A 14,579-nucleotide genomic window follows, 5' to 3' on the forward strand; every position below is an offset into this window, starting at 1 on the left:
GGCCCGGGCCGGCGCGAGGCCGGTCCGGGCCGTGCCGACGACCGGGTCACGAGGAGAGCGCGTCGCGCAGCACGTCCAGGCCGACCGAGCCGAGGTTCAGCGCGCGTGCGTGGAAGGCCTTGGCGTCGAACGCCTCGCCGCGCGCGGTGGCCGCCGCGCGCGCGTCGTCGCGCGTGGCCTCCCACAGGCGCTGCCCGACCTTGTACGACGGCGCCTGGCCCGGCCAGCCGAGGTAGCGGTCGAGCTCGAACCGCACGAACGAGTCGGGCATGTTGACGTTCGCGCGCAGGAACGTGAGCGCCTTGTCCGCGTCCCAGGTCCCGCCGCCCCACTCCTCGGGCGCGGGCAGGCCGAGGTGCACGCCGATGTCGAGCACGACGCGCGCCGCGCGCATGCGCTGCGCGTCGAGCATGCCGAGGCGGTCGCCGTCGTCGTCGAGGAACCCGAGGTCCGCCATGAGGCGCTCCGCGTACAGGGCCCAGCCCTCGCCGTGGCCCGAGACCCAGCACGCGAGCCGGCGCCAGGTGTTGAGCGTCGCGCGCGCGTACACGGCCTGTCCGCACTGGAGGTGGTGGCCCGGGACGCCCTCGTGGTAGACGGTCGTCTTCTCGCGCCAGGTGTTGAACTCCGTGACGTCCGACGGCACCGACCACCACATGCGGCCCGGCCGGGAGAAGTCGTCGCTCGGGGGCGTGTAGTAGATCCCGCCCGTCTGGGTCGGCGCGATCATGCACTCGAGGTCGAGCACCGGCGTCGGGACGTCGAAGTGGACGCCGTTCAGCGCGCTGATCGCGGCGTCCGACGTCTCCTGCATCCACGACTTCAGGGCGTCCGTGCCGTGCAGCGTGCGGGTCGGGTCGGCGTCGAGCGCGGCGACGGCGTCCTCGACGCTCGCGCCCGGGCCGGCGATGCGACGCGCGATCTCCTCCTGCTCGGCGACGACGCGCGCGAGCTCCTCGAGCCCCCACGCGTAGGTCTCGTCGAGGTCGACCTGCGCACCGAGGAACGTGCGCGAGAAGAGCGCGTAGCGCTCGCGCCCCACGGCGTCCTGCTCGGGAGCCTGCGGGGCGAGCGTCGTCTCGAGGAAGTCCGCGAGGCGCCCGTAGGCCTCGCGCGCCGCGGCGGCACCGTGCTCGAGCTCCTTGCGCACGAGCGAGCACGCCGAGGAGTCGTCGAGGACCGCGTCCGCCTCGGGGCCGGCGACGAACGTCGTGAAGAACGAGCCCTTCGCGTCCGCGAGCTCGCGCGACTGCTGGACGCCGATCCGCACCTGGCGGATCGCGGCGACGTTGCCGCGGGACGCCGCCTCCGTGAGCGACGCCATGTAGCCGTCGATCGCGGTGGGGAGGGCGTTGAGGCGCGAGGCGATGTTCTCCCACGCCTCGACCGTGCCGGTCGGCATGATGTCGAAGACGTCGCGCAGCTCCTGCACCGGCGACGCGATGTTGTTGAGGCTCGCGAGCGGCTCGCCCGCCTCGTGCAGCTCGAGCTGGAGGCCGACGCGCTCGCGCATCGCCGCGAGGGTGACCCGGTCGACGTCGTCGACCGGCTCCAGGCCCTCGAGCTCGCGCAGCACCGCGCGGTCGGCGTCGGCCCGCGCGTCGTGCCCGGCGGGGGAGAGGTCGGAGACGAGGTGGTCGTAGCCGGACAGCCCCATCGCGGTCGCGGCGATCGGGTCGAGCTCGGCGATCCGCGCGACGTAGGCCTCGGCGACGGCGTCGATCGGCGTGGGTGTGCGGTCGGGAGTCCCGGCGGATGCGCCGGCAGGTGTGGTGGTGGTGTCGCTCACCCGGACGAGACTACTCGGCGGCCGGTCGCGGGTCTGCCGGATTCCCCGGGGTCCCGCCGCGGTCGTCCCCGGTGGTGTCCGTGTCCGGGGCCTCGGGGGGAGCGTCGTCGGACAGAGCCTGCAGCGCCGCCGCGAGGTCGTCCGCCCAGGCGCGGTGGTAGCGCACCAGGAGCACGCCCGTCGCGTCCGTGTCGTCCGCGGCGTGCCAGACGGCGACCGGGTCGCCCGGACGCGGGCCCGCGGTGCCGGCGGGCACGACGACGCGCGCCGGGCGTGCGGTCCTCGCGCCCGACGCGGTGGTCACGACCAGCGTCGCCCGCACGACCGAGGGACCCGCCGTCCCGGTGCCCGTCGCCGAGCCCGGCGCGCCGCCCGCAGCCCTGCCCTCGGCGGTGCCCGTGGTCGAGTCCACGGCCCCGACCCCGGGGAGCACGAGCGTCCCGGTCGCCCGGACCGGTGCGGCGAGCAGCGCGTCGCGGCCGCGGGCGAGCCCCTCCACCACCCGGTCGTCCTGGTAGCGCACGAGCGCGAGCAGGGCCGTGACGAGGAGCCCCAGCGTCGCGACCACCACGACGGCGTCGGGCACGGGCCAGCCGCGGCCCGACGCTAGGCGCTGGTAGACGAGCAGCGCGACGGTCGGCACGAACGCCACGGCCCAGGCCCAGCGGCGCCAGCCCGGCACGGGCTCCACCGCCGGCAGGCCGGTGGGGTCCGCCTCGACCTCGTCGGCGGAGGCGGGGAGCTCGACCAGCACGCCCCGCTCGGGCAGACGGCGCACGCGGGGCGACGCGCTCGGTGCCGTCACGATCGCAGGCTCCAGCGCCACGAGTCGGCGTTGTGCCGCCCGGAGCGCCCGCCGAAGCTCTTCGCGGTCGCGCCGTCCCCGGTCCCGCGCAGCCCGCGCGCCCGGTTGGTCCACTCGTCGACGGGCGCGACGTCGTCGGGCAGTCCGCTCGCGGCGGCGGCCGCGGCGAGACCGGCGACGAGCGCGGCGACCTCCAGCTCGTCGGGCGCCCCGCGCACGACGCGGACGCTCGGGGCGTCGGGCCGCGGCGTGCTCACTCGTCGTCCTCGTCGTGGTCGTGGTCGTCGTCCGCCCCGCGTCCCACGCCCCACTCCGGGACGGCGTAGCCCGCCTCGACGAGCCGCTCGCGCGCCTCGTGGCCCCACCGGTCCAGGAGCCCGACGACGTCGTCGAGGTCCGGCCCGCCGGGGTGCGTCATGACGACGTAGTCGAGGGTGAAGGTGTCGTCCTGCACGTCGGCCGGCGAGGCGTCGTCGTCGACCTCCTCGTCGGCGCCCGGGTCCCACACCGACGTCGTGAGGTCGGCGTGGATGCCGAGCGCGCCGTGCAGCTCGTCGAACAGCCGGGCGTTGAGCGCGCCGATGCGGCCCTCGAGCGCGAGGACGCGCGGGTCCTCGTCCGCCTCGGACGCCCCGAACTCGGCCCGCACCCCGACGGCCGTCTCGACGTACTCGTGCAGCGCCGCCGTGAGCGCGTCGACCGCGGCGTGCAGCGGCGCCGGGTCCACCGACCCGAGCGGCACGGGTCCGTGCGTGGCGTCGTCGTGGCTCATGCGTGGTCCTTCCTCGCGAGGTTCGTCGGGCGCTGGTGCTCGCTCGCGGTCACAGCGGGATGTTGCCGTGCTTCTTGGGCGGCAGGGTCGCGCGCTTGGTGCGCAGCGCCCGCAGCGCGCGCACGACCTGGACGCGCGTCTCCGAAGGACGGATGACCGCGTCGACGTACCCGCGCTCGGCGGCGTCCCACGGGTTGACGATCGCGTCCTCGTACTCGGCGACGAGCCGGGCGCGCTCCGCCTCGACGTCGTCACCGGCGTCCGCCGCACGCTTGAGCGCCGCCCGCTGGAGGATGTTCACCGCACCGCCCGCGCCCATCACGGCGACCTGCGCCGTCGGCCACGCGAGGTTGACGTCGGCGCCGAGCTGCTTGGAGCCCATGACGATGTACGCCCCGCCGTACGCCTTGCGCGTGATGACGGTGACGAGGGGGACCGTGGCCTCGGCATAGGCGTAGATGAGCTTCGCGCCGCGGCGGATGATGCCCTGGTGCTCCTGGTCGACGCCCGGCAGGAAGCCCGGGACGTCCACGAGCGTGAGCACGGGGATGTTGAACGCGTCGCACGTGCGCACGAACCGGGCCGCCTTCTCCGCGGCGTCGATGTCGAGCGTGCCCGCCATCGCGAGCGGCTGGTTCGCGACGACGCCGACCGACTGGCCCTCCACGTGCCCGAACCCGACGAGCACGTTCTTCGCGAACAGCGGCTGCACCTCGAGGAACGCGCCCTCGTCGAGCACGTGCTCGATCACCGTGCGCATGTCGTACGGCTGCGAGTCCGAGTCGGGCACGAGAGCGTCGAGCTCGAGGTCCTCCTCCGTGACGTCGAGCTCGACGTCGTCGGGCGGGAACGACGGCGCGTCCGAGAGGTTGTTCTGCGGCAGGTAGGACACGAGGTGGCGCACGTAGTCGATCGCGTCGTCCTCGTCCGCGCCGAGGTAGTGCGCGACGCCGGACTTCTCGTTGTGCGTCAGCCCGCCGCCGAGCTCCTCGAAGCCCACGTCCTCGCCCGTCACCGCGCGGATGACGTCCGGTCCGGTGATGAACATGTTGGACGTCTTGTCCGCCATGACGATGAAGTCGGTCAGCGCGGGGGAGTACACCGCGCCGCCCGCGCTGGGGCCGAGGATGAGCGAGATCTGCGGGATCACGCCCGACGACGCGACGTTGCGGCGGAAGATCTCCGCGAACTGCGTGAGCGCCGCGACACCCTCCTGGATGCGCGCCCCGCCGCCGTCGGAGATGCCGATGAGCGGCACGCCCGTGCGCAGCGCGAGGTCCTGGACCTTGGTGATCTTCTGGCCGTGCACCTCGCCCAGGCTCCCGCCGAACACGGTGAAGTCCTGCGAGTACACGCACACCTGGCGGCCGTCGATCGTGCCGTGGCCGACGACGACGCCGTCCCCCGCCAGGCGCTTCTTCTCCAGCCCGAAGTTGTGCGAGCGGTGCTTGGCGAAGGCGTCGAGCTCGACGAAGCTGCCCTCGTCGAGCAGCGCCTCGATGCGCTCGCGCGCCGTCTTCTTGCCGCGCGCGTGCTGCTTGGCCCGCGCCGTCTCCTCGGGCAGCTCGGTCGCCTCGGCCCGGCGACGGTCGAGGTCGGCGAGCTTGGCCGCGGTGCCCACGAGGTGGGGCGCGTCGGGCGATGTCGGGGGTGCCTCGGGCGTCGCGGGCGAGGTGGTCGCAGAGTCCGTCACGGACCTGAGCCTAGTTGGCGGGTGGCGCCAACTCGATGCGGGCGACGCCAGCACGGCCGGGGCGGGTCTTGGTGGGTGTCGACAAACCCCGGCCCGGGCGCAGGGGGCGTGCGGCCGGGTGCGCGGACCGCCGGGCCGCCCTCGTGCCGGACCGTCCGCGTGCGGGAGGATGACGGGCATGGCGAGCACGCGCGACGACGAGACCAGGCCCGACGGCGAGGGGCGGCCCCCGCTGCGGGCGGAGTTTCTGCGGGAGCTGCTCGTGACGCCCGCGGGGCCGCTCGCCCGGCTCGAGGTCGTCCCCGAGTCGGCCTCGACGAACGCCGAGCTCGCCCGTGCGGTCGCCGCCGACCCGGGCGCCTGGCCGGCACCGGCGCTCCTCGTCGCCGAGCACCAGCCCGGAGGGCGTGGCCGGCTGGGCCGCTCGTGGACGACCCCGCCGCGCGCTGCGCTCCTCGGCTCGCTCCTCCTGCGCCCCGATGTGCCGCGCGAGGCGCTGAGCTGGCTCCCGCTCCTCGCCGGGCTCGCGACCACCCGCGCGCTGCGCGCGACCGCCGGGGTCGACGCGGTCGTCAAATGGCCGAACGACGTCCTCGTGCCCGACCCGGGCGCGGGCGCGTCTGCCCCGCTGCGCAAGGTGGCAGGCATCCTCGCCGAGGTCCTGCCGGACGGCGGCGTCGTCGTCGGGGTCGGCCTCAACGTCTCGCAGCGGCGCGACGAGCTGCCCGTCCCCACGGCCACGTCGCTCGCGCTCGCGGGCGCCGCGACGACCGACCGGGAGATCGTTCTCGTGGCACTCCACGAGGCGTTCGGCGAGGTCCTCGTGCGCTGGCAGGACGCCGGGGGCGACGCCCACGCGGCCGGGCTCGACGCCGACTGCGCCGAGGTCAGCGCCACGCTCGGCACGCGCGTGCGCGTCGAGCGGGTGGCGGGCGGTGACGTCGTCGGGCTCGCGACCGGGCTCGCGCCCGACGGCGGCCTGGTGGTGCGCGAGGACGACGGGACGACGAGCGTCCACCACAGCGGCGACGTCCACCACCTGCGCCCGCACGACTGACGGCCTGCGCCCGAGATCGGCAGTCCGGGACGACATCGGCGGTCACGACCGCCGATCTCGAGCGCCACCGCCGATCTCGCCGACCCAGGCCGAGGAATAGGATCGCCGGGTGCCCGCGGACCCTGAGCAGAACCAGCCCGACCCCACCATCCCGTCTCCGGACGGCGGGGAGGGCGGCGAGCCGGCCCCGGACACCGAGGCGGAGGCGGTGCCCGACGAGGCGCTGCTGGGCGGCCCCCGCACGCTCACCGTCGAGCGGCTCGCCGAGCGCGCCGGCGTCGGCGAGGACCGGGTCCGCGCCTACTGGCAGGCGCTGGGTCTCCCGCTCACCGAGGGCGAGGAGCACGCGTTCACCGAGAGGGACGCGCAGGCGCTCGCGGACGTGTTCGCCTTCGCCGAGACGGAGCGGCTCGACGAGCGCGCGCTGACGACCCTCATCCGTTCCACCGGGCACACGACGGAGCGGCTCGTGCTCTGGCAGGTCGAGGCGCTCGTCGAGCACCTGACGCGCCGGTTCGACCTCGACGACACGAGCGCGCGCCTGCTCGTCCTCGACCGGCTGCCGGAGCTGGCGCCCGTCCTCGAGGAGCAGCTCCTGCACGCGTGGCGCCGCCAGCTCGCGGCGGTCGCCGGGAGGTTCGCCGTCGAGTTCTCGGACGCGCGCGCCACCGCGGTCGACGAGCACGAGCTCCCGCTCCCGCGCGCGGTCGGGTTCGCGGACATCGTCTCCTTCACGCAGCGCACGCGCGGGCTGGGGTCGAGCGAGCTCGCAGAGTTCGTCCAGCTCTTCGAGACGAGCGCGCGCGACGTCATCACCGCCGCGGGCGGGCGTGTCGTCAAGACGATCGGCGACGCGGTGCTCTACGTCGCCGACGACGTCGCGACCGGGGCGCGCGTCGCGCTCGGCCTGGCCGAGGCGGGCGGGCGGGAGGAGGACGTCGACGTCCCGCCCGTCCGCGTGAGCCTCGTGTGGGGCCGGGTGCTCTCGCGGTTCGGCGACGTGTTCGGGCCGAGCGTCAACCTCGCCGCCCGCCTCGTCGACATCGCCGAGCCGACGACGGTCCTCGTCGACCGCGACACCGCGGGCCTGCTCGCGGGCGACCAGCGCTTCGCGCTCACGGCGCAGCCGGAGACCGAGGTGCAGGGGCTCGGCACGATCGAGCCCGTGCGCCTCCAGTGGGCCTACCGCGGCTGACGGGCTGCCGACGCGGCGACCGGGTCAGACGGCCTCGAGCAGGCCGGGCCCGTCGTTCGTCACGGAGTTGACCAGGGTCGAGATCTCGCGCGCGACCATCGGGACGTCGTCGTGCGGGCCGCCGAGGCCGAGCAGGTCGGCCGCCCCGCGGGCGTCGACCGCCGGGTCGAGCCACGCGTCCCACGCGTCGGCGGGCAGGGCGAGCGGCATGCGGTCGTGGATCTCGGCGAGGTACGGCGCCGCGTCCGTCGTGATGATCGTCGTCGAGACGAGCCAGCGGTCCGGGTCGTCGTCCGCCTTGGTCCGGTCGCGCCAGAACTCGTAGAGCCCGGCGAACGCGGCGCTCTCGCCGTCGCCCGGCGCGATCCAGTACGGCTGCTTGGGCGCCTTGCCCCGGCGCGCGGGCGCGCCCGCGGACCCGGCCGGGGACGCGCCGTCGGGCAGGACGCGCCACTCGTAGTACCCGTCCGCGGGGACGAGGCAGCGGCGGACGCCGAACGGCTTGGCGAACGCCGGCTTGTCGAGGATCGACTCCGCGCGCGCGTTGATCATGCGCGCGCCGCCCCTGGGGTCCTTGGACCACGACGGCACGAGGCCCCAGCGCGCGAGGCGCAGCGAGCGCCGGACCTCGCCCGTGTCCTTGGCCGCGCGCTCGACGACGATCCGCACGGGGTCCGTCGGCGCGAGGTTCCACGACGGCGGCAGGAGCCGCGCGTCGTCGGCCACGTCCGCGATCGCGAACTCGTCCGCGAGGTCCTGCGCGTCCCGGAAGGAGGCATAGCGTCCGCACATGCCTCCAGCCTGCCGCACGCCACCCACGCGCGGCCGTGAGGGAGATCAGGCTCACGCCCGAGGCGCCGCGTCGCGCGCGATCGAATCGATACGATGGACGCCATGCCCTCTTCCTCGGTCGACCCCGCCGTGCCCCGACCGAGATCGTCCGCCCGCTGGGTGCTGCTCCTCGGAGCACTCGCGACGCTCCCCGCGCTCACGGTCGACATGTACCTCCCGCTGCTGCCCGAGGTCGGCGCGGACCTCGGGGCCCCGGACTCCCTCGCGCAGCTCACGCTCTCCGCGATGCTCGTCGGCGGGGCCGTCGGGCAGCTCGTCATCGGTCCGCTCTCCGACCGGTACGGCCGTCGCCTGCCCGTCCTCGTCGGCCTGTCGCTGCACGTCGTGACCTCGATCCTGTGCGCGATGGCACCCAACATCGGGATCCTCATCGGGCTGCGCGTGCTCCAGGGCTTCTTCAACGCGTCCGCGTCCGTCGTCGCGATCGCCGCCATCCGCGACCGCTTCACCGGCTCCGACGCCGCGCGCATCCTCTCGCGGCTCATGCTCGTCATCGGGCTCGCGCCCCTCCTCGCGCCGTCGATCGGGTCGTTCATCGGCGCGCACGCCTCGTGGCACGCGGTGTTCTGGGTGCTCGCGGCCGCCGGGCTCGCGCTCGCCGCCGTCGTCCTGCTCTGGATGCCGGAGTCGCTCCCGGTCGAGCGGCGGCGGCCCGCCGGGGCGCGCACCGTCCTGCGGGGCTACGCGAGCCTGCTGCGCGACCGCCACTTCGTCGCGCTCGCCGTCCTGCCCGGGCTCGGCCAGGCCGTGCTCATGAGCTACGTCGTCGGCTCGCCGTTCGTCCTCCAGGAGGGGTACGGGCTCAGCCACGGCCAGTTCGCGCTGCTCTTCGCGGTCAACGGCGTCGGCCTCGTGCTCTCCGCGCAGGCCAACGCCGCGCTCGTGCGTCGCGTGGCGCCCATGCGCCTGCTGCGGGTCGCGCTCGTCGTGCAGGGGGTGTTCACCGTGGGGCTGCTCGTGGTCGCCCTGACCGGCGCGGGCGGCATCGTGGGCATCGTCGCGGCACTGTTCCTCGTCCTGTCGATGCAGGGCATGATCCCCGCGAACGCGTCGGCGCTCGCGCTCACCCGGCACGGCGAGATCGCGGGCACCGCCGCGGCCGTCATCGGGGCGTTCCAGTCCGGCGTCGCCGGGCTCGTGAGCCCGCTCGTGGGCGTGCTCGGGGGCGACGCCGTCGCGATGGCCACCGTCATGCTCGGCGCCGTCGTGGCGTCGCTGCTCGTGCTCGCCCTCGCCACGCCCGCGTTCCGCCGCGGCGGGTGGCACACGCCGGTCTGACGGTCACCGGCGCGCCACGCGCTCGTCGACCACCCGTCGCCCGCCCGCAACCCCCGCGTCGCCGGGCGGCGCTTGGCTGGCTCCCATGAGACCCACAGCCGTGCTCAAGGTCGCCGCCGCGCTCACCGTCGCCGTCGCCGTCGCGCTGACGCCTTCCGCGACGGCGCTCGCCGCCGCACCGAGCGGCCTCACCGCCCGCCCCGGCGAGGGAGCCGGCCCCGTCCGCACGACCGCCGTCGTCCCCACGCTCGTCGCGCGCGCGACCCTCTCCGCCGACCACCTCGAGGAGGGCCCGCCGTCCGGCGCCCTCGTGACCCCCGCCAACGGCCGCCAGGGGCCGTTCGACGGCCAGGTGGTCCCCGGCTTCTCGGCCATGATCGACAACGGCGACGGGACGTTCTGGGCCCAGCCGGACAACGGGTTCGGCGCGAAGGGCAACTCGGCCGACTTCCTCCTGCGCCTCTACCGCGTCACGCCCCACTGGGAGACGGCGCGGGGTGGCGCCGGCGAGATCGAGGTCGGCGAGCACCTCTCGCTGCGCGACCCGGACCACCTCGTCGACTTCCCGATCGTCCACGAGGACACCGAGGAGCGGCTCCTCACCGGGGCCGACTTCGACATCGAGTCCGTCGTGCGTGCCAAGGACGGCACCTTCTGGATCGGGGAGGAGTTCGGGCCCTTCCTCCTGCACGTCGACGCGACGGGTGCGCTCCTCGCCCCGCCCGTGCCGTTCCCCGACGGCAAGTCGCCCGCCAACCCGCACCTCGCGCCCGGGGAGACGCCGCTCGTCGGGTCGAGCCGCGGGTTCGAGGCGCTCGCAGGCTCGCGCGACGGCCGCTACCTGTACCCCGTGCTCGAGGGCGCGCTCGTCGGCGACGACCCGCGCGACCGCGTCGTGCGCCAGTTCGACACGCGCGCGGGCCGGTACACCGACCGCACCTGGACCTACCGCGTGGACACCGACGCCAACGTGGTGGGCGACGCGTTCCTGGTCCGCGGCGACGAGCTCCTGCTCGTCGAGCGCGACGACTTCGACGGCGCGCAGTCGGTGACCAAGCGGGTCTACCGCGTCGATCTCGACGAGGCCGACCGTTCCGGCCGGCTCGAGAAGGAGCTCGTGCTCGACGCGCTGAAGATCGCCAACCCGCACGGCCTCGGCGCGGGCGACGGCTACGGCACCGGCGACCCGTTCTCGCTGCCCGTGCAGTCGTTCGAGACCGTCGTCCAGCTGCGCGACGGCCGCCTGCTGCTCGCGAACGACAACAACTACCCGGGGAACGACGCGCGCGTGCCCGGCGCCCCCGACGACACCGAGATGGTCCTCGTCGACCTGCGGCGCGAGCGCGTCGCGACCGACGACGTGACCGTCGTGGGGCACCGCGGCGCGAGCGGCTACCGCCCCGAGCACACGCTCGCCGCGTACGAGCAGGCGATCCTCCAGTGCGCCGACTTCATCGAGCCCGACGTCGTCTCCACCCAGGACGGCGTGCTCGTCGCCCGGCACGAGAACGAGATCGGGGGCACGACGAACGTCGCGCAGCACCCCGAGTTCGCGGACCGCCGCACGACGAAGACGATCGACGGCACCGCGGTCACCGGGTGGTTCACGGAGGACTTCACGCTCGCCGAGCTGCGCACCCTGCGCGCGAAGGAGCGCATCCCGGCCCTCCGCCCGCAGAGCACGGCGTTCGACGGCCTCTACCCGGTCCCGACCCTCGCCGAGGTCCTCGACCTCGCCCGGCACTCCGAGACGTGCGACGGGAAGCAGGTCGGGGTGTACCCCGAGACCAAGCACCCGACCTACTTCGACGCGGTCGGGCTGTCGCTCGAGGAACCGCTCGTCGCCGCGCTGCGCGACGCGGGGCTCGACTCGCGCGAGGCGCCCGTCATCGTGCAGTCGTTCGAGACGGGCAACCTGCGCGAGCTCGACCGCCTGACGAAGGTCGACCTCGCGCAGCTCGTCAGCAGTACCGGCGCCCCCTACGACCTCGTCGCCGCGGGCGACCCGCGCACGTACGCCGACCTGGTCACGCGCACCGGCCTGCGGGAGATCGCGCGGTACGCCGACGGCGTCGGGCTCGAGAAGAACGTCATGATCCCGCGCCGCGCCGACGGGACGCTCGGCACGCCGACGCCCGTCATCCGTGACGCGCACCGCGCGGGTCTGGAGGTCCACGGGTGGACCTTCCGCGCGGAGAACCAGTTCCTGCCCGCGGAGTACCGCTCGAGCGCCGACCCGGCCGCGTACGGCGACCTCGCCGGCGAGGTCCGCGTCTTCCTCGACGCGGGCATGGACGGGTTCTTCACCGACCAGCCCGACCTCGGGGTCGCCGCCGTGCGCGACCGCTGACACCCCGCAGGTCCGTCCTTCGCCGCCCTTTCACACGTCCTCCTGCTGGTTCGGCGCACGCATCCACGCCGCACCCTTTACCCTCAGACCGTGCCAACGACCGCTCCCGCCTCGTCGTCCCCGCGCTCGCGGCCCCGCGCGCCGCAGACGACGCACTCCCGGAAGGGCGGCGAGGACAAGCCCTCCGGCGGCCCGCACCACGCGCGTGCGCTGCGCTCGCACCGCGTCGCGCGGGCCGTCGGGCTCGTCCTCACCGGGGCCCTCGTGTTCGTCGCGGTCGGCGCAGGAGCCGTGTACCTCGACCTCAAGTCGAAGATCACCGTGAGCGACGTGTCGGGCCTCGTCGTCGGCGGGCCGACGGTCGAGCCGCCGAAGGACCCGTCCGACCCGTTCGCCGGCAAGGCGCTCAACATCCTCGTCATGGGCACGGACTACCGCGACGCCGCGAACGAGGCGATCGCCGGCAAGGAGGAGGGCATGCGGTCGGACACCACGTTCATCGTGCACGTGTCCGGTGACCGCACCCGCATGGAGGTCGTCTCGATCCCGCGCGACTCCCTCGTCGCCCTCCCGGCGTGCAACCTCCCCGACGGGTCCATGTCCTCGCCGCGGCGCAGCGCGATGTTCAACGAGGCCTTCCAGATCGGCTCCGGCGGCGTCGACGACATGACGTACGCCGCCGCGTGCACCATCACCGCGGTGCAGGACCTCACGGGCGTGCCCATCACCAACCACGTCGTCGTCAAGATGACCGGGGTCATCGGCGTCGTCGACGCGATCGAGGGCGTGACCATGTGCTTCCCGGAGCCCGTCGTCGAGGACCCGGACTACGGCACGCTGAACCTCCCCGAGGGCGAGCACACCCTGAACGGCCACGAGGCGATCAGCTTTCTCCGTGCCCGCCACGGCACGGGCATGGGCCTCGAGATGGGGTCCGACCTCACGCGCATCGCCCGCCAGCAGGCGTTCATCGACTCCGCCGTGCGAGAGCTGCTCTCCCAGAACATCATCACCAACTCGCCCCAGCTCTACGGTGTCATCGAGGCCGTGCTCGGCTCGATCAGCGCGGACCCCACCATCGCGGACCCGACGGCGCTCGCGGGCCTCGCGTTCAGCCTCCGCGCGATCAAGCCGTCGGAGGTCGTCTTCACGCAGGTCCCCGTCGTCGAGGCGGCGAGCGACCGCAACCGCGTCGAGTGGACGTCGGAGGCCGACGCGATCTGGCAGCGGCTCATCGACGACGCGCCCGCGCCCGGTCACGAGCCCGTCGATCCGCGCGACGACGCGACGGCGCCCGCGGGCGGCACGACCGACCCGGCGACCGGGGCGGACCCGGGGACGACCGACCCCGGGACGACCGACCCCGGGACCACCGACCCGGGAACGACCGCCCCGGGAACGACGCCCGAGACGCCGGTCGAGGAAGAGCTGCAACCCGGGGTGTGCCCCTAGCCGACGACCTCGCGGGCCCGGACGCGGGCTCGATCGGGGCGACGAGGCCGCAGAGGTTCCCGTTCAGGGGCGCGGCGTCGTGCCGAGCCGGGCCAGGCGGTCCACCGCCTCGTGCAGCACGTCCTCACGCTTGACGAACGTGAACCGCACGCGCGAGGCGAGCGCACGGGCCGTCGTCGAACCCGGCGTGCAGAACGCGCTCACAGGGACGGCGACGACGCCCGCGAGGGCGGGCAGCTCGCGGCACAGGGCGGTGCCGTCCTCGAAGCCGAGCGGGGCGCCGTCGGCGATGACGAAGTACGTCCCCTGCGGCACGACGACGTCGAACCCGGCCCGGACCAGCCCCTCGCACAGCAGGTCCCGGCGCGTGGCGAGCGAGTCCGCCAGCGCGCGCGGCGTCTCGTCGTCGGACAGCGCGTCGGCGATCGCGGGCTGGAACGGCGCACCCGACGCGTAGGTGAGGAACTGCTTGACCGTGCGCACCGCGGTGACGAGCGGCTCCGGGCCGTGCAGCCAGCCGATCTTCCAGCCGGTGAAGGAGAACGTCTTGCCGGCCGAGGAGATCGTGATCGTGCGCTGCCGCATCCCCGGCAGGGTCGCGACCGGCACGTGCCGGGCGTCGTCGAACGTCAGGTGCTCGTAGACCTCGTCCGTGACGACGACCGCGTCGTGGCGGCGCGCGACGGCCGCGATCGCGTCGAGCTCGTCGAGGTCGAGCACCGTGCCCGTCGGGTTGTGCGGCGAGTTCACGAGGATGAGGCGCGTGCGGTCGGTGACGGCCGCGCGCAGGGCGTCGCGGTCGAGGCGGAAGCGGTCCGGGCCGGGCACGAGGGGGACGGTGACGTGGTTCGCCCCCGCGAGCGCGATGCACGCGGCGTGGGAGTCGTAGAACGGCTCGAGCGTGACGACGTCGTCCCCCGGTCCGGCCAGCGCGAGGATCGTCGCGGCGAGGGCCTCCGTCGCGCCGGTCGTCACCAGGACCTCGGTCTCCGGGTCGGGGTCCAGCCCGTAGTGCCGGTACTGGTGGCTCGCGACCGCGTTGCGCAGCTCGAGGATGCCCGGGCCCGGCGGGTACTGGTTGTGGCCCTCCTCGATCGCGCGGACCGCCGCGTGCTTGACCGTCGCCGGGCCGTCGACGTCCGGGAAGCCCTGCCCCAGGTTGATCGCGCCCGTGCGGTGCGCGAGGGCGGTCATCTCGGCGAAGACCGTCGCCGCCACCGCACCGTCCGCCCCGAGGAGGCCGGTGGCACGGGCGGCTGCCTGCCAGCGGCCGGGCGGGAGGTCGTTCGTGGCCGTCATGGACACCGACCCTAGTCGTGCCCACGCCCACGATGTG

Annotated in this window: 12 protein-coding genes; 5 read left to right on the forward strand and 7 right to left on the reverse strand. The window is 74.6% G+C overall.

What is annotated here, in order from left to right; translation table 11 throughout:
- Window positions 1–46 precede the first annotated feature (46 nt).
- From CCE02nite_RS05720 to CCE02nite_RS05740, 5 genes are read right to left on the reverse strand one after another with little or no spacing between them, the layout of a single operon-like run.
- Window positions 47–1,789, reverse strand: coding sequence for a DUF885 domain-containing protein (locus CCE02nite_RS05720; RefSeq protein WP_141388696.1), 1,743 nt, complete (start codon window positions 1,787–1,789; stop codon window positions 47–49).
- 10 nt (window positions 1,790–1,799) lie between these two features.
- Window positions 1,800–2,594 (reverse strand): hypothetical protein, encoded by a 795-nt coding sequence (locus CCE02nite_RS05725; RefSeq protein WP_141388697.1) that lies wholly within the window; start codon window positions 2,592–2,594, stop codon window positions 1,800–1,802.
- Window positions 2,591–2,851 (reverse strand): acyl-CoA carboxylase epsilon subunit, encoded by a 261-nt coding sequence (locus CCE02nite_RS05730; RefSeq protein ID WP_053371138.1) that lies wholly within the window; start codon window positions 2,849–2,851, stop codon window positions 2,591–2,593. Before CCE02nite_RS05730 ends, CCE02nite_RS05725 begins: the two co-directional genes overlap by 4 nt.
- Window positions 2,848–3,366, reverse strand: coding sequence for a hypothetical protein (locus CCE02nite_RS05735; protein WP_141388698.1), 519 nt, complete (start codon window positions 3,364–3,366; stop codon window positions 2,848–2,850). Before CCE02nite_RS05735 ends, CCE02nite_RS05730 begins: the two co-directional genes overlap by 4 nt.
- Before the next feature lie 49 nt (window positions 3,367–3,415).
- Window positions 3,416–4,987, reverse strand: coding sequence for an acyl-CoA carboxylase subunit beta (locus CCE02nite_RS05740; protein WP_141388793.1), 1,572 nt, complete (start codon window positions 4,985–4,987; stop codon window positions 3,416–3,418).
- A 250-nt stretch (window positions 4,988–5,237) separates the two neighbouring features.
- Between CCE02nite_RS05740 and CCE02nite_RS05745 the strand changes: the two genes are divergently transcribed.
- Together CCE02nite_RS05745 and CCE02nite_RS05750 are read left to right on the forward strand one after the other, a co-directional pair.
- Window positions 5,238–6,116: a biotin--[acetyl-CoA-carboxylase] ligase gene (locus CCE02nite_RS05745; RefSeq protein ID WP_141388699.1), complete on the forward strand. Its 879-nt coding sequence runs from the start codon at window positions 5,238–5,240 to the stop codon at window positions 6,114–6,116.
- Window positions 6,117–6,225: 109 nt separating this feature from the next.
- On the forward strand, window positions 6,226–7,311 hold the full coding sequence (locus tag CCE02nite_RS05750; RefSeq protein WP_308463681.1) for an adenylate/guanylate cyclase domain-containing protein: 1,086 nt from the start codon (window positions 6,226–6,228) through the stop codon (window positions 7,309–7,311).
- 24 nt (window positions 7,312–7,335) lie between these two features.
- On the opposite strand, the gene CCE02nite_RS05755 is transcribed toward CCE02nite_RS05750, so the two are convergent.
- The gene (locus CCE02nite_RS05755) at window positions 7,336–8,103 is read right to left on the reverse strand and encodes an SOS response-associated peptidase (protein WP_141388700.1); all 768 of its coding nucleotides are present in this window, start codon (window positions 8,101–8,103) and stop codon (window positions 7,336–7,338) included.
- 102 nt (window positions 8,104–8,205) lie between these two features.
- Between CCE02nite_RS05755 and CCE02nite_RS05760 the strand changes: the two genes are divergently transcribed.
- The 3 genes from CCE02nite_RS05760 to CCE02nite_RS05770 all read left to right on the forward strand — a co-directional run bounded on the left by CCE02nite_RS05760 (window position 8,206) and on the right by CCE02nite_RS05770 (window position 13,243).
- Window positions 8,206–9,441 carry a multidrug effflux MFS transporter gene (locus CCE02nite_RS05760; RefSeq protein WP_141388701.1) on the forward strand — a complete coding sequence of 412 codons (1,236 nt, stop codon included), beginning with the start codon at window positions 8,206–8,208 and terminating at the stop codon, window positions 9,439–9,441.
- A gap of 85 nt (window positions 9,442–9,526) precedes the next feature.
- On the forward strand, window positions 9,527–11,791 hold the full coding sequence (locus CCE02nite_RS05765; protein WP_141388702.1) for an esterase-like activity of phytase family protein: 2,265 nt from the start codon (window positions 9,527–9,529) through the stop codon (window positions 11,789–11,791).
- Between the two features lie 90 nt (window positions 11,792–11,881).
- Window positions 11,882–13,243: an LCP family protein gene (locus CCE02nite_RS05770; protein ID WP_255318663.1), complete on the forward strand. Its 1,362-nt coding sequence runs from the start codon at window positions 11,882–11,884 to the stop codon at window positions 13,241–13,243.
- A 63-nt stretch (window positions 13,244–13,306) separates the two neighbouring features.
- Here the strand turns inward: CCE02nite_RS05770 and CCE02nite_RS05775 are convergent, their stop codons facing one another.
- Window positions 13,307–14,542 (reverse strand): pyridoxal phosphate-dependent aminotransferase, encoded by a 1,236-nt coding sequence (locus CCE02nite_RS05775; RefSeq protein ID WP_141388703.1) that lies wholly within the window; start codon window positions 14,540–14,542, stop codon window positions 13,307–13,309.
- Window positions 14,543–14,579: the final 37 nt, after the last annotated feature.

It is taken from the genome of Cellulosimicrobium cellulans (assembly GCF_006539945.1).
Taxonomy (GTDB): domain Bacteria; phylum Actinomycetota; class Actinomycetes; order Actinomycetales; family Cellulomonadaceae; genus Cellulosimicrobium; species Cellulosimicrobium cellulans.

Bases quoted from the DNA above. Each gene is read 5' to 3' on its own strand.
- CCE02nite_RS05735 (WP_141388698.1), bottom strand. From the start codon at position 3,366: ATGAGCCACGACGACGCCACGCACGGACCCGTGCCGCTCGGGTCGGTG.
- CCE02nite_RS05745 (WP_141388699.1), top strand. From the start codon at position 5,238: ATGGCGAGCACGCGCGACGACGAGACCAGGCCCGACGGCGAGGGGCGG.
- CCE02nite_RS05755 (WP_141388700.1), bottom strand. From the start codon at position 8,103: ATGTGCGGACGCTATGCCTCCTTCCGGGACGCGCAGGACCTCGCGGAC.
- CCE02nite_RS05760 (WP_141388701.1), top strand. From the start codon at position 8,206: ATGCCCTCTTCCTCGGTCGACCCCGCCGTGCCCCGACCGAGATCGTCC.
- CCE02nite_RS05765 (WP_141388702.1), top strand. From the start codon at position 9,527: ATGAGACCCACAGCCGTGCTCAAGGTCGCCGCCGCGCTCACCGTCGCC.
- CCE02nite_RS05775 (WP_141388703.1), bottom strand. From the start codon at position 14,542: ATGACGGCCACGAACGACCTCCCGCCCGGCCGCTGGCAGGCAGCCGCC.